Source organism: Saccharothrix texasensis, assembly GCF_003752005.1.
In the GTDB taxonomy this organism is placed as follows: domain Bacteria; phylum Actinomycetota; class Actinomycetes; order Mycobacteriales; family Pseudonocardiaceae; genus Actinosynnema; species Actinosynnema texasense.
The window spans coordinates 8,188,318-8,208,013 of the sequence record NZ_RJKM01000001.1 but is presented as its reverse complement, the minus strand read 5'-3'; the positions used below and the strand labels follow the sequence as shown (position 1 = coordinate 8,208,013).

Sequence of the window (19,696 nt, the reverse complement as noted above, 5' to 3'; positions counted from 1 at the left end):
GCTCACGGGCACGGTTGTCATCCGCCGCGGAATCGACCAGCACGGCATGACGCGGGCGTTCCCCGACCACAACAACCACTGCACGCAGAGGTGGTGCGGCCACCGACCACAACCACCTCTGCGTTCACCGGACTTCAGGGGTGGACGCCGATCCCGTCGACCACGGCCGTCGTCACCGAACCGGATTCCACGACCGTCCCGGCCGGCAGGGTCCCGTCCGACTCGGTCAGCACGCGGCGGTCGCCGATGAACTCGCCGGTGGTCGGGTCGACGATGACCTCTTGGCGGTCGTCGCCGTCGGTCACGGCCAGCGCGACGCCCCGCCTGCCGTCGAGGTTGGCCGACTGGTCGACCACCTCCAGGCCGGGCAGCAGCGCCAGCGCCCGGAACAGCGCGGCCCGCAGGTCGGCGGGTACCTTGCCGCTGCGCAGCAGGTCGGAGGCGAGGACCAGCGCCTCCTGGTGGTCGCTGGACCCGCGTCCCCGACCGTCCGCGAGCAGGCGCTCCAGCAGCGCTTCCGGCGCGCGGGGCAGGCCGGCGATGAACCGGGCGTTGGGCTGCTGCCACGCCCCCGGGTCCTCCTGGCACTGCCGGTCGCACCGGCCGCGGACCTCGTCCTGCGCCGCGGGCCTCAGGTCCACTCCGGCGCTCCGGGCCTGTTCCTCGGTGCCGACCAGCCAGTCCCGCCGACCGGTGTCCCGGGGGCGGACCAGGTACTCCTCGCCCTCGGCCGCGGGCAGCCACACCTCCAGGACTTCCTCGCCCAGCCACCGGAAGTCCTGCCCGCCCTGCCGGGTCTGCACCGCGGACCGGCCGCGGCTGATCGCGTACCGGTACTGGCCGGGGCCCAGCACCGGGTCCGTCGTCGTGATCGCGTCCGCCGCCCTGGTCAACGTCTGCGCCGCCTCGGCGGTCGCGGGCGTCGGACCACCCAGCGCGACCTGGGCCAGCACCCCGCCCGCGGCCAGCGCGGCGACGCCCGCGGCGACACCCCACCAGCGCCGCGCCGGCCTGCCCGCCGGCCGTCCGGTCACGGTGAGCGCCAGCACCTTCTCCCGGTTGGCGATGAAGCTCTCATCGGTCATCGGAGCCGTGTCGCCGCGCACCCCCCGCACGACGTGGTCCATCTCGTCCTCACGCATCGCGCGCCTCCTCGGTCCTCAGCTTCGTCCTGGCCCTGTGCAGGCGCGTCCGTACCGTCTGCTCCTTGATCCCGAGCACTTCCGCGATCTCCGCCGCGGTCAGCTCGCCCCACGCCACGAGCAGCAGCACATCGCGCTCCTCGGCGCGCAGTCCCGCGATGGCCTCGGCCATCCGCCGGGCGCGCACGTCCGCGTCCACGCTCTCCGCGACCCGGTGGTCGACTTCGTCCTGGGTGGACCGGCGGCCACCGTCCCGCGCCCAGGCCCGCAGCCGGGTCTCCTCGGAGCGGTGGTGCCGTCGCAGCAGGTTGGTGGCTATCCCGTACAGCCACGCCTTGGGTCCGGCGCGGGTCGGGTCGAACCCAGCCCGCTGCTCCCAGGCGACCAGGAACACGTCGGCCACGAGGTCGTCGGCTACCGCCGTCCCGGCCCGCCGGGCCAGGTAGTGGTGCAGCGGGCGGGCGTGGGCGTCGTACCAGGCGGCCAGCACTTCCGGCCCGTCCAGCCGCTCCACCGGGGGACTCCTCCTGCGCGTCACTGGGACGCTGTCGGTTCGCACGGAACTGATTGCCGCTCGCCGCCACGAGCGTTCCCGCGCTGTCAGGAGCCGGAACACGTGCCGTGCGACCGGGGCCGACTGGCGCAATACTGACACCGAACCCGATTTGCGAACACCATTTCCGCAGTTGTGCGGAACTCGCAAACCGCATTCCCCTTTCACAAACGCAGGCACGGGGACACGGGATACAGTCGTATTCCCCTCATTCGGGATTCGCGCTCGCGCCGGAGGAGAACCGTGATCGACATCCACGCCGCCGACCTTCCGTCGCCCGTCGAGGTCATGGACGAACTCCTGAAGCTGGTGCAGGACCTGACCGAACGCCCCAGGTTCGGCGAACTGCCCGGCGGGCGGCCGGGTGCCCGCGCCGGGAACGACCGGGGCATCCCGCTGGTCTGCCTGGTGCGCGAGCGCGAGTCGGCCGGGCTGCTCAAGATCCTGCGCGCGCATCTGAGCGTGGCTCATCCGGGCCGGATTCCGCATGCCTACCACCAGTTCCCGGACGCCGAGGAGGAGAACACGTCACCGAGCCAGGTCGCGGAAGTGGGCGCGGTGCTGGCGGAGGTGGCCCGCGAACTGTCGAGTGCGGCCAACGGGCGCTACGGGCGGCACGTGTTCCCGCGTTTCCGGCTCGTCTACTGGTTGATGAACCAGCCCACCGAAGGCGGCTACGACGAGTCGACCACGAGCCTGCTCACCCGGCTGCGCGAACGCGACCTGCGGGGCCGCAGTGAAGAGGACCTGATTCCCCGGGAAGCGTTCGACAGCGCCGCCGAAGCCGCGCCGTGGTGGGCGCGCGTGGTGCTGAAGTTGTTGCCCTCGTTCTTGTTCCGGGCGAAGCTGCGCGGTCTGGTCCCGGGGCGGGAGTACCGGTGGTTGTTGCGCCAGCCCTACCTCGCGCCGCACGACCCCGGCACGTTCCTCGGCTTCGCCGAACGGCTCACCGGCACGCTCGCGCCCGGCCGGCGCCCGGCGCCGCACGAGGACACCGGGCAGCTCGCGAAGCTCCTGGTCAACGCGTTCCTGGAGGACGTCCGCCAGGGGTACCGGCGGACGCCGTGGCGGGTCCGCTCGGCCCGTCGCACCGTCTACCCGGTGGTGCTGCTCGACGGCATCCGCCGCGACAACGGCGGCTACGCGCTGCTGAAGCTGATCAACGACGTGCGCAACGACACCGGCGCGTTCGATCCGCTGATCATCATCAGCGGCAGCGAGAAGGTGCCACCCGACGCGGCGGCGGCCGACGAACGGGCCCCGGCGTGGGTGGAGAACGCCGGGCGCGCCTACGAGACCTGGACGCGCAAGCTCGCCACGAACAGCCGAGCGCGCCGACCCACGGCGTGGTTCCTACCGCTGCGGGTCCGACCGGTCGAGATCGAACCCGGCGAGGTGCCGCCGCCGGCGACGCTGACCGTGCGGCCGGCCCCGGTCTGGTCGCGCACGTGGGTCCTCGCGGTGGTGGCCGTGCTGCTGCTCGGCGCGGTCGCGGCGAGCGGGTACTGGCGGATCACCACCGTCGCCGAGGAACGCGACCGGCACTGCGGGTTGTCGCCGGGCGATTCGAACTTCAAGACGCTGGCCAGGCTCGACTCCGCCGGCTCCGCCGACTGCGTCGGAGTGAGCAGCAGGGCGATCCCGCTGCTCGACGGCGAGAGCAGTGAGCTCAGGGACCGTTTCATGCGCGTGCAGGAGAAGATCGCCTCGCAGAACGAGCAGGTGGAACGGGCCAACGAGAACAACCCGGACCGACCCTACGCGACGGTCGTGTACGTGTCGGCGATGAGCGGCCGGCCCGAATCGCTGGCCACGAACACCGCCCGGCTCATGGGCGTGGCCGCGATGCAGGCCCGGTTGTTGGACGACCGCGGCAACGGGCACCCGCTGATCAAGGTGTTGCTGGGCAACGCCGGCCGGACCATGCAGCACGGCGACGAACTGGTCGAGCACCTGAAGACCTGGATGCGCCGCGACCCGACCGTCGTGGGTGTGCTCGGCCTGGCGCAGAGCCGTCAGACGACCCGCGAAACGATCACCAAGCTGGGCAGGCAAGGACTGCCCACCATAGCCGCCACCCTGTCGGCGAACGAGTTCCCCGAGGTGTCGTCGAGGTACTTCCAGATCTCGCCGAACAACGACCGGGAGGCCGTCGTCGCCGTCGAGTACGCGAACAGGGAGTTCGCGGGCCAGGACAAGGTGCAGATCGTGCGTTCGACGGACGACGAAGACCTCTACTCCGCCGATCTCGCCCAGAGCTTCCGCACCCGGTTCACCGACGGGAGCCTGGGGAGGACGAGAGAGGTGCTGCCCGACCTCGCCTACCAGCCCACCACCGACAAAGACCACACCGACGCCCGCGCGATCGGACAGGAGCTCTGCAAACGCACGGCGGACACGCTGGTCGTCTACGCGGGGCGTCCTGGCGAGTTCTCCGACCTCTTGGACGGCATCGCCGGCACGTGCTCCGGGCAACTCGCCCTGCTGGCAGGCGACGACGTCATGCGGCACGCCGCCAACGCGGACCTGCGCGAGAAGCACCCGAGCGTCACCTACGACGTGCTGTCCTTCGCGGTCGGGGCCGAGTTCTGCGGCGCGAAGGAGGACATCTACCGGAAGATGCAGCAGATCTTCAAGTCCGAGTGCGAAGCGGACCAGAGGTCCTTCGTCGACGGTCAGGCGACACTGGCCTACGACGCCCTCGACCTCTACGCGCACGCCATGAAGGAGCTGTTCCCCGTCATCAGGCCGTCGTCCGGCGACCTGTGGAAGACGATCAGCGACATCGGCCGTCCCCCGGTGAACCCCGGCACCGCCGGGGACACCGCCCCCGACCCGAGCAGTCGGCCGGTGCTGGAGGGCAAGAGCGGGAAGATCGACTTCCGGGGAGGTCAAGTGCCGCACGACAAGCGGATCTCGGTCCTCCGGGTCACGCAAGGCGACCCTCCCGTGCTCCGCGCGACCTGCGACCAGTCCTGCGTCCCGACCTCGGGCTGAGCGAGCCGGCCGCCTTCTGCCTCGCGCAGTTCGACGACAGGAACCGAGCCACGAGCCGTTCCACTTCCGGCCATCGCCCTCATTCGTCCAGGCGTTCCGGGGTCCCGCCCTTCAAGGACGCGGCCCGCATCCGCGCACTCGGCGAACGCGCCGTCGCCACCGGCCTGACCTGGCTGACCTACGGCGGATGGCGCGCAAGTTGGTCGAGGGGCGCAGGTGGTGGGGATGTGGAGCGGTTCGCGTCGTCAGAGAAGTGACGGCAGCACGTGCTCCTCGGTGACCATCAGTCCCGTGGTGGCCATGATCCCGGCCAGGTCGGGATCCCAGGCGGCCTCCGGGGGGCGGCTGTTCAGCGTCGGCAGTTCGATGCTGCGGGCGATCAGCGTGGCGACGGCCTCGCGGTAGTCGTTCGCCGACATGCGCCACGCCGTGCCGTCGGTCCAGGCGAGGATGGCGTTGGTCGCGCGGATGCCGTCCGGCGTGAAGTCGTTGTGGCAGCGGACCGTCTTGCCCTCGAGGTGGTGCCTGGCCTGTGCGGTGAGGCCGTTCGGGAGCACCATCAACGGGCCGGGCACGCCGGATTCGAGCAGGCGTGGGCTGCGAACGACGGTGATCTCCGGGGTTTCGAGGGTGTCGTTCAGCGTCAGGTGGCCCTGGGAGGTCAGCACCGGGTCGCTGTAGGCGTCCTTGAAGATCCCGGCCTGCTCCCAGGTCGTGCCCATGAGTTCGAGCGCCTTGCCCACGATGCGGGTGAGCGGCCGTCCGTCGTCGAGGTCGTTGCCGGCCAGGGCGAACCGGGTCGTCGTCGGCCCGAGGCCGCCGAGCACCCGGGCGGCCTGGTTGGCGAGCATGGGCAACGCGGGCTGTGGGATCTTGCCGTACCGACGCACGTATTCGATCCACGGTGCGGCCCACGGTTCGTGCAGCAGGTCGTGCTCGCGCAGTGCGAACTTCACCACGGCCTCGGCCGTCGACGCTTCCCCGGTGGTGGACATGTCGACCGGCCTGCCGTGCAGCGCTTCCAGCACCTCGGTCAGGGTGCTGCCGTGCGCGCGGACGTGCTCGTCCAGGCGCGCCAGGGAGATCTGCCGGCGGGCCGGGTGCGCGACCGGCTTGCGCAGCAGTTCGGCGAGCGCCGCGGCGGTCTTCTCGTCCTCGACGCGAACGCTGAACGCAGACCGGCCGCCGCCCTCCAGGGTCTCCCGGGCCAGCCGCCACAACTCGGCCAGTTCAAGTCGGTCCAGGTCCACAGTCCGAGTCTAGTTTCGCGATCCGCACGGCGCGCACCGGCTCCGGGCACCTGCGGGGTGCCGGAACTCTGCGCTGAGGCGCTGCGGTGATCGCGCAGAAGCAGCTGGAGGAGCCCGATCACGGGGCCCATCACGGGTGGCCGGTGGCCGACGCGCTGTGGGCATACTTCCGGTTTCGCGACCGTCACCCGGACTGACCCTCGGCGGCCACGGCCGGGCTTATGCGACTACCGAAGCCTCAATTGTTCACAAGTGTGATCAGCACCCGTCGGTTCTGTTCACAAGTATGACCGCCGACATTGATCCGCAGCCGGCGGATGATCAATTGGACCGCCTTCCACCTGTGCGTTCGATGGTATTCGACACTCACTCGGCGCCAGTCGCCGAAACCGTCATTGACCGGCTACTTCCAGACCATCTAGCATTCGACGGGAAAGCGATTCCCACAACGACGTGAGGAAGCACCTCGGACGCGTGGTATTGGCCATCGCGTACCGGTGGATTTCTCGCCAGCGGGTTCCGCCCAGCGTGAATAGTCACCGCCGCCAGTTCCGGCGTCCAGGTAAGCCAGAAGCGGAGTAGTCGATGAATGTTCAACCTCCCATCGTGCGCGCCGCACGGCCGCGCGGCGCGCGATGGCGTGCGGGCGCGGCAGCGGTGGCGGGCGTCACGGCGTTGGCCGCCACGCTCGTCGCCTGGCCGATCACGACCGCTTCGGCGGCGATCGGCGCGGGCACGTACACGGTGAAGAACGTGGGCACCGGGCACTGCCTCGACGTTCCCAACGGGAACACGACCGCAGGCGTTCAGCTCCAACAGGCGTCGTGCGGCACCGCCGGCAGCCAGCAGTGGACGTTCACGGCGGTCAGCGGCGGGTACCGGATCAGCTCGGTCGCCACGGGACTGTGCGTCGGCGTGCAGGACGCGTCCACGTCGGCCGGCAAGGCGATCCAGCAGGTCGCGTGCACCGGCGGCGCGGGCCAGACCTGGACGGTGACCGCGAGCGGCAGCAACTACCGCCTGGTGGACACCAACAGCACCAAGTGCATGAACATCAAGGACAGCTCGACCACCGTCGGCGCCGGGGTGCAGATCAACTCCTGTGACAGCGTGGCCACCAAGCAGTGGACGTTGACGCCGGCGAACGGCGTGACGACCTCGACCACCACGTCGACGTCCACCAGCACGACGACGTCGACCACGACCTCGACCACCACGACGTCGAACCCGCCCACGGGCGCCGCGACCGGTTTCGCGGCGATGAACGGCGGGACGACCGGTGGTCAGGGCGGGGCGAGGGTCCGGGCCACCACGGGAACCCAGATCCACCAGGCCTTGTGCAGCCGGGCCGGCAGCTCCACCCCGATCATCATCGAGGTCGAGGGCACCATCAACCACGGCAACACCAGTCAGGTGTCGGGCGGCAGCTGCTCGACCGCCTCAGGGGTGATCGAACTCAAGCAGATCAGCAACGTCACGATCATCGGCGTCGGCAGCGGAGCGGTCTTCGACCAGTTGGGCATCCACATCCGCGAGTCCCGCAACATCATCATCCGGAACGTGACGATCCGGAACGTCAAGAAGTCGGGCTCGCCCACGTCCAACGGCGGTGACGCCATCGGCATGGAGAGCAACGTCCGCAACGTCTGGGTCGACCACACCACCCTGCTCGCGTCGGGCGGCGAGTCGGAGGGCTACGACGGCCTGTTCGACATGAAGAACGGCACCCAGTACGTGACCCTGTCCTACAGCACCCTGCGCAACTCCGGCCGCGGCGGGCTGATCGGTTCCAGCGAGAGCGACCTCTCGAACGGGTTCGTCACCTTCCACCACAACCTGTACGAGAACATCGACTCCCGCGCTCCCCTGCTGCGCGGCGGCGTGGGCCACATGTACAACAACTACTACGTGAGCCTCAACGAGTCCGGCATCAACTCCCGGGCCGGCGCCAAGGCCAAGGTGGACAACAACTACTTCAAGAACTCCAAGGACGTCCTCGGGACCTTCTACACCGACATGGCCGGGTACTGGCAGGTCAGCGGCAACATCTTCGACAACGTCACCTGGTCCACGCCCGACAGCGAGCACAAGCCCGCCGGGCCGGACGTCAAGTCCACCACCACGGTCAGCATCCCCTACAGCTTCACGCTCGACCAAGCCGCCTGCGTGCCTACCATCGTCGGGCAGACCGCAGGCGCCAACACGGGCATGAAGGAGTCGAACGGCAGCTGCTAACGGCAGGGCTTCGCACGGCGGCTACCGAGCCACACCGGCCCGGTAGCCGCCGTTTCGGCGTCAAAGCCCGAGACCTCGCGGCGGCACGGCTGTCGTCCGCCGCCGAGTCGACGGCACGGGAGGGTCGAGCGCGACTCTCAAGGAGTTGCGACGGTGGGGTTCACCTCGTGGCGCGCTCGGCTCCGGCGGCGCAGGTCCACGACCACGACGACGAGTGCCGCGCACAGGAACAGGCAGGCCACCGCGGTGGCCCGGTCGAGCGCGTCGCGGTGCAGCGCAGCGGGGGCGTCGGTCAGCGTGGAGCCGGCGCCGTAGATCGTCGAGTAGTAGGCCATCGACGCGGCCGCGACGCCGGTGCTGTTGCTGACGCGCTGGCCGAGTTGGCCGATGGCGCCCGCCGCGCTGCCCTGTGCGGGCGGGACGTCCACGAGGGTCATGGAGTGGTTGGGCGAGACCACCAGTCCGCCACCGAGCCCCTGCACGAGTTGCAGCGCCGGGATCACCGCCAGCACGGCCGCCGTCGACAGGTCCGAGTGCAGCAACGCCAGCGTGCCCAGGGTGCCGGCGAGGACCAGCAGCATGCCCGTGCCGGTCAGCACCCGGCCGAGCCTGGCCACGTGCCGGCCGCCGAGCCAGGCGCCCAGCACGGACGTGGCCGACGAGGGCAGCACGACCAGGCCCGCCAGGAACGGGGTGACACCGCGGGCTTCCTGGAGGTAGACGGTCAGCGCGAGCGCGACACCCGGCCCGGCGGCGAACCAGGTGAGGGAGACGAGCACACCGTTGCGGAACGACGGGATGCGCAGCAGGGCCGGGTCGATCACGCCCGAGCGGCCCGCCGCGACGCGTCGCCGTGACCGGGTCGCGAACAGTGCCGCGAGCACGACCGCCAGGACCAGCGCGAGCCACCGCGCGTCGACGTCGGAGGGTCGACCGGTGGTGAGGATGAGCGGGGTCAGCAACGCGACCAGGGCCAGGCTGCCCAGCACGACGCCGATCACGTCGATGTCCGGCGGGCGCCGCCCACCCTGGTCACGGCCGACGGCGGGCAGCAGGGTGCGCGCGGCGACGATCAGGGCGATGCCCACCGGGACGTTCATCACGAACACGCCCCGCCAGCCCAGCAGCGGTGTGGTCACCAGCAGCCCGCCCAGGCTCGGGCCGAGCGCGGTCGCCACGCTCACGCACATGCCGTAGACACCGAACGCCTTGCCCCGTTCGGCCGCCGGGAACAGCTGCTGGACGATGCCCATCACCTGTGGCATGAGCAGGCCGGCGGCGACACCGAGCAGCGCGCGGCCCGCGATGACGACACCCGAGGTGGGCGCGACCGCGCACAGCACGCTGGCGGCCAGGTAGAGGTAGACGCCCGCGTAGGCGAGCGCGAGCCTCCTGCCCGCGTCGCCGATGCGGCCCGCGGGGACCAGGGTGATGGCGAAGCAGACGACGTAGGCGGCCTGGATCAGCTGGATGCCCGCCGGTCCGGGCCGCAGCGCGCGCTCGATCGCGGGCACGGCGATCGACACCTTGTGGATGTCGAGCAGCAGGAAGCCGGCGGTGGTGCCGCACAACAACAGCACGGCCCGGCGGTTGACGACGGTGGTGGGCATCGTGGGACCCCGTGACGGCGGCGCGACCGCTGACCGCGCCGCCGTCCGCCTGTCCTCAGGCCTCCTGAAGGATCTTGCCGGAGTCGACGAGCGCGCCGAACTCGTTGCCCGAGTCGATCAGCCCCCAGCTGGCCACCCAGTCCAAGGTCCGGGTGAACTGGTCCTCCGGGTACGGGCCGGGGTGCACGTAGCGCAGCCGTCCGGTCTTGAAGTCCTCCGGCGCCAGCTCGGCGACCGGCGCCGCCTGGGCGATGAAGTGCTTCAGGTACGGCCGGATGTCCTCGTGGATCCGGTCCACACCGCGCGTCACGGCCCGGTTGATCCTGGTGAAGGTCTCGGCGTCGAGGGAGTCGTTGGCGACCTCCGCGCCGTAGTAGTGCGCCTCGGCGAGCACCTTGTAGCCCTGCTTCTCGGCGACCGTGATCCACGGCTCCATCACCGCGACGGCGTCGATGTCGCCGTCGCGCAGCGCTTCGAAGCGCTCCTTGCCCTTGATGCCGACCAGGTTGATGTCGGCACGGGGCAGGAAGCCCTCCAGCGTTTGCAGCACCAGGTAGTGCGAGCCGTGGTGGAAGTTCACGCCGACCCGGACGCCGGCCAGGTCGCCGGGGACGTTGTACGGCGAGTCGGGGCGGACGATGATCGCCTGGCTGGCGACCGCGGCGCGACGTGCCACCACCTTGCCGTTGACCTGGCTGTCCTGGGAGCGGCGCAGCTGGCCCCACTCGCAGGCGTTGTACAGCTGCGAGGCGCCGGCCTCGAACAGCTTGAAGCTGCTGAACGACGAGACCTTGCGCGGGTCCTCGATGAACCGCAGCCCGGTTTCGTCGGAGGGCCGGTGGCGGATGAGCTCGACGTCCAGCCCTTCGTCGGTGAAGTAGCCCTCCTCCTCCGCCACGTAGTACGGCAGGTAGAAGACGGCGCTGGTCGCCTCGATCTTGATCTTCGGCATGAGGTATCCCCAAGTGCGAACGTTAGAAGTTCTACGGCGAGTGCCCGCCACAGACTAGGACGGGCCAGCACTTCGACGTAGAAGTTTCATATAGCGAGACACCATCCACTACACCCGACGACAGCTCTAACGTTCTGGCGCACACGCCGACTGCGGACGGCGCACGTGCTCGAGACGAGAGTGGGTCACCAACGATGAAGCGGCACCTCCGCGACGCGACCGGCCGCGTCCGGCTCCCCCGACGCGCCACCGCGGCGCTCGCCCTGTTCACATCAGCCGGTCTCGTCCTGTCCGGCTGCGCCGCGGCGGGCGGCGGCGTGCAGACCGTGAGCAGCACGCCGGTCAAGGGTGGCGTGCTGAAGTACCGGGCGGCCGGCGGCGGCAAGTCGCTCGACCCCGCGACCACGACCGGCTACGGCCTGGCCGTGCCGTTGCGCGGCCTGGTCGACTCCCTGGTGTTCAACAACCCGGACGGCACGTTCGCGCCCTGGCTCGCCACGAAGTGGGAGGTCAACGACAACGCCACGCGGTACGCGTTCACCCTCCGCCAGGACGTCACCTTCAGCAACGGCGAGAAGTTCGACGCCACCGCCGTCCGGCTGAGCTACCAGGCGCTGCGCGACGGTGGCGCCAAGTACGCCGTCGCCAACCAGTGGATCGGCGCGCTCGCGCAGATCACCACACCCGACCCCCACACGGTCGTGTTCGACCTCGTCAAGCCGAACTCGTCGTTCCTCCAGGCGGTGTCCAGCACCGTGCTCGGCGTCGTGGCGCCCGCCACCGCCCGACTGCCGTTCGAGAAGCGCCAGGAAGGACTCGGCATCATCGGCTCCGGGCCGTTCGTGGCGGCCGAGAGTCGCGGCGAGGAGGGCTACACCCTCGTCCGCCGGGACGACTACGCCTGGGCGCCCGAGCCCGCGGCGAACCGGGGAGCCCCCTACCTCGACAAGATCGAGGTGCGCAACATCCAGGACAACAGCATCGCCGCGGCCGAACTGCGCTCCGGCGGCCTCGACCTGCTGCACAACACCGAACCGGCGGACAAGACCGAGTTCTCCACCAGCCGGGACATCACCATCCGGCGGGAGCCGCTGCCGGGCTCGGCGCTCGGGTTCGCCGCCAACACCGACGTGCCGGGACTGGACGACGTGCGGGTCCGCCGCGCACTGGCCCTGGCCGTCGACCGCGACGCCGTGCTCAAGCGCGCCTCGGCGATCGACATCGCGCCCAAGGGCGCCTACACCGCGAGCAACCCGTACTTCACCGACCAGTCCGACAAGATCAGGACCGACGTCGCGGCGGCGGAACGCCTGCTCGACGAAGCCGGCTGGCGGCGGGGCGCCGACGGTGTGCGCGCCAAGGCCGGCGCGCGGCTGTCCCTCGAGCTGGTCTACAGCCCGTCCACCATCTCGCACGAGCCGAACATCGCCGTGGTCCAGTCGCAGTGGAAGGCCATCGGCGTGGAGCTGAAGTTCGGCAGCCTCACCCAGGCGGAGCTCAACCAGCGCCTGCAGTCCGGCAACTACTCGTTCTCGTGGGGCTCGGGCACCCGCCCCGACGCCGACGTGCTGCGCTCCACCTACGGCGGCCTGGACGAGGAGCTGGACGAGGTCTTCGACCAGATCCTGGCCGAGCCGGACATCGCCGCGCGCAAGGCGCTCGCCACGCGCGCCTCGGAGATCGTCCTCGACGAGGCCTACTACATCCCGCTCTACGACTTCATCCAGCCGCTCGCCTACCGCAACAGCACGCACCTGCCGCTGCTGGAGGCCACGCACATCCCGTGGCTCGGCGACGCCTGGATCGACCAGCAGTGACCGGCCGGGGCCGTCGCCGACGGCCCCGACCCGTTGGGAGCCAACGATGAGCGAACCAGTCCCGTCCACTCGCGCCGGCGCCGCGCGCGACCTCGCCCGCGTCGTGGGCGCCAAGCTCGCGCACGCCGTCGCGGTGGTCTTCACGGCGTACTCCGCATCCTTCTTCCTGTTGTTCGTGCTGCCAGGCGACGCCGTGCTGGCCCGTGTCGGCACCACCGACACCATCGGCTCGGCCGACGTCGCCGACCTCGACCTGGACCTCCTGCGGGACGAGATCGGGCTGTCCGACAGCCTGTGGACCCAGTACCTGAGCGGATTGGCGGGGCTCGTGCGCGGCGACCTCGGCCACTCCCTGATCACCGAGCAGCCGGTCACGACCCTGCTCGGCGAGGTGCTGCCGAACACGATCACGCTGGCCCTCGCGTCGCTGGCGCTCTCGGTGCCGCTCGGCTTCCTCCTCGCCGTGCTCGCCGTCAACCCGCGCGCGCGTGCGGTCCGCTCCCTGGCTTCGCTGGTGCCGTCGGCCTACGTGAGCCTGCCGGTGTTCTGGGTCGGCATCCTGTTCATCTACTTCTTCTCCCTGACGCTGGGCTGGTTCCCGTCCAACGGCAGCCAGGGGTTCGCCTCGCTGGTGCTGCCCACGGCGGTGCTGGCGCTGCTCGGCGCCGCGCAGTTCGCGCAGGTGCTGATCAGCGGCCTGCGCGCCGAACTGGGCGCCACCTACGCGGCCGTCACCGCGCCGGCCAAGGGCGCCGGTCGCCTCCACACCCTCTACCGGCACTGCCTGCGCAACGCGTCGTTCCCCTTCCTGGCGGTGTTCGGCCTGCGGGTCGGGCAGCTGCTCGGGGGCACGGTCGTGGTCGAGGTGGTGTTCTCCCGCGTCGGGCTCGGCAGGCTGATGGTCGACTCGGTCAAGGCGGTCGACCTGACCGTCGTGCTCGGCCTGGTCGTGGTGCTGGCGGTCGCCTACGTGGCCGTCAACGCCCTGGTCGACATCGGGTACGTGCTGCTCGACCCACGTCTGCGCCGCCGTGCGGCGAGCGCCGTTGCCTCGGAGGTCCGGGCGTGACCGACACCATCGCCACCACCGTCGTCGAACCCCTCCCCACGTCGCCGGGCGCCTCAGCCCCCCTCCGGCACCCGCGTCGGCGGCGGATCCGTGAGCTGCACGTCCTGCTGGCGCTGTTCGCGTCGCTGGTGCTCGTCGCGCTCTTCCCCGGCCTGGTGACCTGGCACGACCCCTACGAGCTCGACGGACTGCCGTTCACCCCTCCCGGCGTCGACTTCTGGTTCGGCACCGACGAGATCGGCCGCGACCTGTTCTCCCGGGTCGTGCACGGCCTGCGGATCTCCCTGTTCTCCTCGGTGCTCGCGGTCGCGGTGGCCCTGGTCGGCGGCGCCGTGGTCGGCGTGCTGTCCGGGCTGCGGCCCGGTGGCCTGCTCGACCGCGGGCTCGGCATCCTCACCGAGGCGGTGATGGCCATCCCGGGCGTGCTGCTCGCCCTGGCGGTGATCACCACCTACGGCCGCGGCGCGTTCGTGGCGGCGATCGCCATCGGCGTCGGCGAGGCCACCGGTTTCGCCCGGCTGATCCGCGGCTGCGTGGTCCGGTCCGGCACGCTGACCTACGTCGAGGCGGCCCGCACCTGCGGCGCCGGTCCCCTGCGGGTGATCACCCGGCACGTGGTCCCGAGCATCCTGCACCCAGTGCTGTCCTACACCGCGCTGCACTTCGGCCTGGCCATGCTGGCCATCGGCTCGCTGAGCTACCTCGGCTTCGGCGAGGCGCCACCGTCGGCGGAATGGGGCGTGCTGATCGCGGGCGGCCAGAAGTACCTGGCGCACGCCTGGTGGGTCGCCATCGTCCCCGGCCTGGCGCTGACCTCCGTGGTCGTGCTGCTCAGCCGCATCGCCTACCTGTTCCAGGAGGACCGCGCATGACACCGCTCGTCCGCATCACCGACCTCACGGTCACCTACCGGCACGCGCGCGACGGCGCCGTGGACACCGCGCTCGACTCGGTGTCCCTGGAGATCCCCGAGGGCCAGGTGACCGCGGTGATCGGCGAGTCCGGCTCCGGCAAGAGCACCCTCGCCCACGCGGTCGTGCGCCTGCTGCCGCACAACGGGCACATCGTGGGCGGTCGCGTCGAGTTCGCCGGCGAGGACGTGCTCCGGCGCGGCGACAAGGCCTTCCGCGGGCTGCGCGGCCGGCACATCGGGTTCGTGCCGCAGGACCCGATCGCCTCCCTCAACCCGACCAAGACGGTCGGCGCCCAGCTGCGCGAGGCGTTCGCGCTGGCCCGCTCCACCCTGTCACCGGACGAGGTCGCCGCCCGGATCCGGCAGGACCTGCTCGACCTGGGGTTCGACGACCCGGACGCGCTGACCGCGCGCTACCCGCACGAGCTGTCCGGCGGCATGCGCCAACGGGTGCTGGTGGCCATCGCCTTCTCCCAGCGACCCGCGCTGGTGATCGCCGACGAGCCGACGAGCGCACTGGACGTGCTCGTCGGCCGGGAGGTGCTGCGCGCCATCCACACCGCACGCGCCAAGCACGGCACCACGGTCGTGCTCATCACCCACGACCTCGCCCTGGCCGGTCGCCACGCCCAGACGGCGGTCGTGCTGCACCGCGGCGAGGTCGTCGAGGCCGGTCCGATCGGCGAGGTCTTCGCCAACCCGGGGCACGACTACACCCGCACCCTGCTGGCGAGTTCCGCCCGGGTGTCGCGGGGCCGCGTGCTGGGCATCGCGGAGGCCTACGTGCGGCGGCCGAACCAGGCGGTGTCGGGTGAGCCCGCCGCACCGCCGGCGATCGAGCTGGTATCGGTGGCCAAGCGGTTCGGCACCGCCAAGCGCGGCACCCAGGCCGTCGACGACGTCTCCCTGGTCGTGCCGCGCGGCACGACGTTCGCGCTGGTCGGCGAATCCGGCTCGGGCAAGACGACCACCAGCCGGCTGATCCTCGGCCTGGAACGCCCCGACCGGGGCGTGGTGCGGGTCCTCGGCCGTGACGTGCCGCTGCTGCGGCGCGCCGAACTGCGCGCGCTGCGCCGCGACGTGCAGGTGGTGTACCAGAGCCCGTTCGAGTCGCTGAACCCCCGGATGTCCCTGCGCGACATCATCAGCGAGCCGCTGGACTCCTTCCGGACCGGCACCCGCGCCGAACGCCACGCCCGCGTGCGCGAACTCCTCGACCTGGTGCGCCTGCCCCAGTCCTATGAGGACCGCAAACCGGACGAGCTGTCGGGAGGCCAACGGCAGCGCGTCGCCATCGCCAGAGCACTGGCGCCGCGACCCGAACTGCTCGTCCTGGACGAACCGGTGTCCGCTTTGGACGCCACCGTCCAGGCACGCGTGCTGGACCTGCTCGTCGAGCTGCAGGGCGAGCTGAACCTGACGTACTTCCTGGTCACCCACGACCTGGCGGTGGTCGCGGACGTAGCGCGGCACGTGGCCGTCATGCGCGCCGGACGCATCGTGGAGCACGGGCCCGCGTCACAGGTGATCCTGGCGCCACAGCACGACTACACGCAGGCGTTGCTGGCCGCGTGACCCCGTCCCGGCCGGCTGGTTCAACCGGCCGGGGCGGGCACCACAGCGCGGATGTCCACGTCCAGCACCGTCGACACGGCGGGCAGCACCCGGCACCCCGCGCGGTACTGCTCCAGCAGCAGTTCGACATCCGGCTCGGCCAACCCGTCCACGAGCACCTCGACCAGCACCCGGCCCACCTTGAGCCGGTTCGGGGTGTAGCGGGACGTGCGAGCGCGCACGTTCACCGCCCGCGTGCCGGGGTTGTCCCCGTCGGGGTCGCCGTCGGAGCGCAGCACGTTGAGGAGGTTGACCACGAGCGCGGAGACCAGCAGGTCGAGCGGCCCGGGCGCCCTGCCGGGACCACCCGAGGCCACCGAGCCGTCCGCGAGCAGCTCGAACGCCGGTCCGCGGACGGCGAACCGTCCGCCGACGTCGGTCGTGCAGCCGGTGATGGCGCTGATGTAGTCGTACCCGGTCATCTGCCCTCCGAGAGCGCGAGGTCGCGTGTCCAGTGTGCGCCAACGACCCCTTCGGACCCGAGCCGTACCGCTATTTGGACACCGCGGGACCGGTCACCGCTTCGCCAACTCCGCGGCGAAGATCACCGAGGCCTTCTTCAGCACCTCGATCTCCTCCTCCATCGACCCGATCCGGACGTGCGCGGACTCCAGTTCAGCCTCCAGCTCCGCGATGCGGGCCAGCAGCCGCTCCCGCGGCGCCTGCCGCAGCCTGGCCGCCTCGCCCACGCTGAACATCCCGTCGTCCAGCCGCTTCACCCAGATCCGCAGGGACTGCTCGCCGACCTCGAACTCCTCGGCCACCTCGCGCAGGATCGACCGGTTGCCCGGCTCGGCCTGACGGCGCTCGACGACGCGGCGGACAGCGGCGTTGCGCACCTCGTCGCTGTACTTCCGCTCGAACACCATGACCGCCCTTCCGTCATCACCGTCTCGACACAGCGTAACGACTGTTCGCGCTCCCCGGCCCAGCCAGGGCGCGCTTGCCCGGCGCCCGGGATCGACGGTGCGCGGACCACCCGACGACCGGCTCGGGACGGTCCGGTCTCCGACACCTCCGACCTGAGCTCCGGCCCACGGTGCGCGAGCCGGCCGTGGAGGAGTCGCCGCCGACGAGCCGCGGTTCCCACCCGGCGGGGTAGAGCACCTGCCGCACTCACTTCGTGCCCGTGACGCGGGAGCTGGGGTGCAGGAGCGTTGCGTTGGGCGGGTTACGGTGCCCCCCGCTGAGGTCGGTGTCTCCGCGTGGTCGAGGGCGTCGAGTTGCCGCAGCACCCTTTTCGGCGTCTGATTCACGGCCTTGCTGCCGGTACATCGCCAGGGCTTTGCGCCAAGCGGCGTGGGCATGGTCGTGCTCGCCGAGAGCGGCGTGCGGAGAGCCGAGGCGCGAAGGCGCCCCGGCTGACCACCACCCGAGACCCGACAACACCCCGCCGCGGTACACAACCTCGACACCGCAGAGTGCGCACCCGCATACGAAGAAATTGCCCTACCGGACCCGCAGCCGACTGAAGCGCAGGTCAGACCATGTGGCCGACTCTGGGAACCCACCCACTCCGGGGTTGTCGGACCACCAAGGGGTGATGTCGGCGCACACACCGCTGCCGACTGGGTACACCACCGCGATAGTCGTCGACAGCACGGGAGAGCTCGATGTCCGACCTCAAGATCGCCGTCATCTACTACTCCGCCACAGGCAGCGTGCACGCGATGGCCCGAGCCGCGGCCGAGGCGGCCGAGGGGGAGGTGCGGCTGCGGAAGGTGCGCGAGCTGGCGCCGGACGAGGCCATCGCCAGCAACGAGGGCTGGGCTGCCCACGTCAGGCAGACCCAGGACGTCCCCGAGGCGACCTTGGACGACCTGGAGTGGGCCGACCTGCTCATCTTCGGCACGCCCACCCGGTACGGTCTGCCGACGGCGCAGCTGAAGCAGTTCATCGACTCCACCGGCCCGCTCTGGGCGCAGGGCAAACTGGTCGACAAGGTGGCGACCTCGTTCACCTCGGCGGGCACCGCGCACGGCGGCCAGGAAACCACCATCACCGCGCTGAACAACACCTTCTACCACTGGGGCTGCGTCATCGTGCCACCCGGCTACGCCGACCCGATCCAGTTCCAGGCCGGTAATCCCTACGGCACGAGCCACGTCTCCAACAACGGCCAGACCCCACCCGGCCAGGTGGAACTGGCCGCGGTGACCTTCCAGACCCGCCGCGCCGTGCGCATCGCCCGCGCTCTGAAGAAGGGCCTGACCGCCTAGCTCCGGCAGGAGCATCGCGCCCAGGCTCCACCCCGCGGACGGCCCTCGACAACGTCGTGCCGCAGTTGTCCCCTGCGATGCGCGGCACCTGTCGACAACCCGTCCGGGTCGTCGGCTGGTCGGTCCTGCTCGACCGGTCATCGGAGGCCAAGGACGTGGGAGTCGCCGGTGCTGCGGCACGAAGCCCCCGTGCCGCGCCGGACCACCCCTCGCCCGCGGTGGAACCGGGCCGACCGCGCTGTGCTGATGCGACGCCGGCCCGACTGGCTGCGGCACCATCGTGGCGATGATCGAGCGGATGGCCCGGGAGAACCCCGGCTGGGGCTACCGCGGGATCCAGGGCGAACTGCTCACCCTCGGCCATCGGACAGCCGCCTCGACCGTGCGCCGCGTGCTCAAGCGCCTGCGGATACCGCCCGCACCCCAGCCCGACACCGACACCTCCTGGCGACGGTTCCTCCGCGCCCAGGCAGCCACCGACGAAGCAGCCGTCACCCGACTCGACATCCGCCGACGACAGCGGCCTCACATCCGGCAGCGGAGTGCGGCATGCTCACTGCGCTTCCGACGAACGCGGTCATGCGCACGTCGGCTTCGCGTCAGGAGCCGGGTTGGTCACGGGTTCGCAGTAGGTGCGGGTGCGATCGGGGCTCATCGTCCAAGTGGCGGTCGCCGGCCAGTAGCCCATTCCGCCGCCGTCCTCGGTGGCGAACATCGGTTCGGTCATGGGGAATCGACGGAGTTCGTTCTGTTCCACCACGTCGATCCCGATGCGGTAGGCGAACGGCCCGGGTGTCCCCGTCAGGTCGACCACGACCTCCACTTCCGCCGGAGACCGAGGTGTCACCTCGTGCGGACCGGGCAGGGCCACCCGCTCCGGGACCCGGCTGAACGGCAAGCCGGTTCCGCCGCCGGCTTTGATCCGCGCCGCGTCGGATTCGGGAAACGGGAGGTCGGCGTCGGGGCGCGGCAGGCACACCAGCCGCACGCTCGGCGTTCCGCCCGTGTACGGCGCGGGGTCCGACACGACATGGACCTGCACGCTCTCGACGGTGGTCCGGTAGTTCGCCGTGATCCCGATCGTGTGCGGTGCGTCGCCGACCGGCAACGCACCTTCGCGCAATGCCCACTCCCGCAGCCCGCGGCAGTCGACCACGTCATCGGGCGGTGTAGCGCGGGCGAGGTCCTCCGAAGCCATCAGCACCCATCCCGCGTCGGCGTCGAGGGCGCCGGGCGCGATGCCGACGTCGATCCGCGGCTCCCGCGCGGGCACCGTGGTCCACGACGCGGGCGGCGACACGGCGGGTTCCGCCTCCCACCGCAGC

General features: G+C 70.9%; 15 protein-coding genes. 7 read left to right on the top strand and 8 right to left on the bottom strand.

The features are described from left to right. Positions 1-134: 134 nt before the first annotated feature. Together EDD40_RS36875 and EDD40_RS42160 are read right to left on the bottom strand one after the other, a co-directional pair. Positions 135-1,142, bottom strand: coding sequence for a CU044_5270 family protein (locus tag EDD40_RS36875; RefSeq protein ID WP_123746972.1), 1,008 nt, complete (start codon positions 1,140-1,142; stop codon positions 135-137). Continuing rightward, the gene (locus EDD40_RS42160; RefSeq protein ID WP_170185339.1) at positions 1,135-1,656 is read right to left on the bottom strand and encodes an RNA polymerase sigma factor; all 522 of its coding nucleotides are present in this window, start codon (positions 1,654-1,656) and stop codon (positions 1,135-1,137) included. The genes EDD40_RS36875 and EDD40_RS42160 overlap by 8 nt, the downstream gene beginning before the upstream one ends. 282 nt (positions 1,657-1,938) lie before the next feature. Between EDD40_RS42160 and EDD40_RS36865 the strand changes: the two genes are divergently transcribed. Continuing rightward, positions 1,939-4,692, top strand: a complete 2,754-nt coding sequence (locus tag EDD40_RS36865; RefSeq protein ID WP_170185338.1) for a type 1 periplasmic-binding domain-containing protein — start codon at positions 1,939-1,941, stop codon at positions 4,690-4,692. 245 nt (positions 4,693-4,937) lie between these two features. Here the strand turns inward: EDD40_RS36865 and EDD40_RS36860 are convergent, their stop codons facing one another. Beyond that, positions 4,938-5,942, bottom strand: coding sequence for a TIGR02679 domain-containing protein (locus tag EDD40_RS36860; RefSeq protein ID WP_123746969.1), 1,005 nt, complete (start codon positions 5,940-5,942; stop codon positions 4,938-4,940). A gap of 606 nt (positions 5,943-6,548) precedes the next feature. On the opposite strand from EDD40_RS36860, the gene EDD40_RS36855 reads away from it, so the two are divergent. Next, a complete protein-coding gene (locus tag EDD40_RS36855; protein WP_170185337.1) occupies positions 6,549-8,177 on the top strand; it encodes a pectate lyase family protein in 1,629 nt (542 codons plus the stop codon). A 137-nt stretch (positions 8,178-8,314) separates the two neighbouring features. Here the strand turns inward: EDD40_RS36855 and EDD40_RS36850 are convergent, their stop codons facing one another. Both EDD40_RS36850 and EDD40_RS36845 read right to left on the bottom strand, forming a co-directional pair. Then, positions 8,315-9,787, bottom strand: a complete 1,473-nt coding sequence (locus EDD40_RS36850) for an MFS transporter (RefSeq protein WP_123746967.1) — start codon at positions 9,785-9,787, stop codon at positions 8,315-8,317. Between the two features lie 55 nt (positions 9,788-9,842). Next, positions 9,843-10,739 carry an ABC transporter substrate-binding protein gene (locus EDD40_RS36845; protein WP_123746966.1) on the bottom strand — a complete coding sequence of 299 codons (897 nt, stop codon included), beginning with the start codon at positions 10,737-10,739 and terminating at the stop codon, positions 9,843-9,845. A 194-nt stretch (positions 10,740-10,933) separates the two neighbouring features. On the opposite strand from EDD40_RS36845, the gene EDD40_RS36840 reads away from it, so the two are divergent. From EDD40_RS36840 to EDD40_RS36825, 4 genes are read left to right on the top strand one after another with little or no spacing between them, the layout of a single operon-like run. Further along, positions 10,934-12,556 (top strand): ABC transporter substrate-binding protein, encoded by a 1,623-nt coding sequence (locus EDD40_RS36840; RefSeq protein WP_123746965.1) that lies wholly within the window; start codon positions 10,934-10,936, stop codon positions 12,554-12,556. 46 nt (positions 12,557-12,602) lie between these two features. After that, positions 12,603-13,625: an ABC transporter permease gene (locus tag EDD40_RS36835; RefSeq protein WP_123746964.1), complete on the top strand. Its 1,023-nt coding sequence runs from the start codon at positions 12,603-12,605 to the stop codon at positions 13,623-13,625. Then, entirely contained in the window at positions 13,622-14,497 is an 876-nt protein-coding gene (locus EDD40_RS36830) for an ABC transporter permease (RefSeq protein WP_123746963.1), read from the top strand. Before EDD40_RS36835 ends, EDD40_RS36830 begins: the two co-directional genes overlap by 4 nt. Then, complete coding sequence (locus EDD40_RS36825) at positions 14,494-16,113, top strand: ABC transporter ATP-binding protein (RefSeq protein WP_123746962.1); 1,620 nt, start codon at positions 14,494-14,496, stop codon at positions 16,111-16,113. Before EDD40_RS36830 ends, EDD40_RS36825 begins: the two co-directional genes overlap by 4 nt. Positions 16,114-16,133: 20 nt before the next feature. On the opposite strand, the gene EDD40_RS36820 is transcribed toward EDD40_RS36825, so the two are convergent. Then, positions 16,134-16,574, bottom strand: coding sequence for a hypothetical protein (locus EDD40_RS36820; protein ID WP_123746961.1), 441 nt, complete (start codon positions 16,572-16,574; stop codon positions 16,134-16,136). 93 nt (positions 16,575-16,667) lie between these two features. Then, complete coding sequence (locus EDD40_RS36815; protein ID WP_123746960.1) at positions 16,668-17,021, bottom strand: transposase; 354 nt, start codon at positions 17,019-17,021, stop codon at positions 16,668-16,670. Between the two features lie 744 nt (positions 17,022-17,765). On the opposite strand from EDD40_RS36815, the gene wrbA reads away from it, so the two are divergent. Next, on the top strand, positions 17,766-18,371 hold the full coding sequence (gene wrbA, locus EDD40_RS36810) for an NAD(P)H:quinone oxidoreductase (RefSeq protein WP_123746959.1): 606 nt from the start codon (positions 17,766-17,768) through the stop codon (positions 18,369-18,371). Between the two features lie 577 nt (positions 18,372-18,948). Here wrbA and EDD40_RS42155 read toward each other — a convergent pair. Next, positions 18,949-19,644: a hypothetical protein gene (locus tag EDD40_RS42155; RefSeq protein ID WP_170185336.1), complete on the bottom strand. Its 696-nt coding sequence runs from the start codon at positions 19,642-19,644 to the stop codon at positions 18,949-18,951. Positions 19,645-19,696 lie beyond the last annotated feature (52 nt).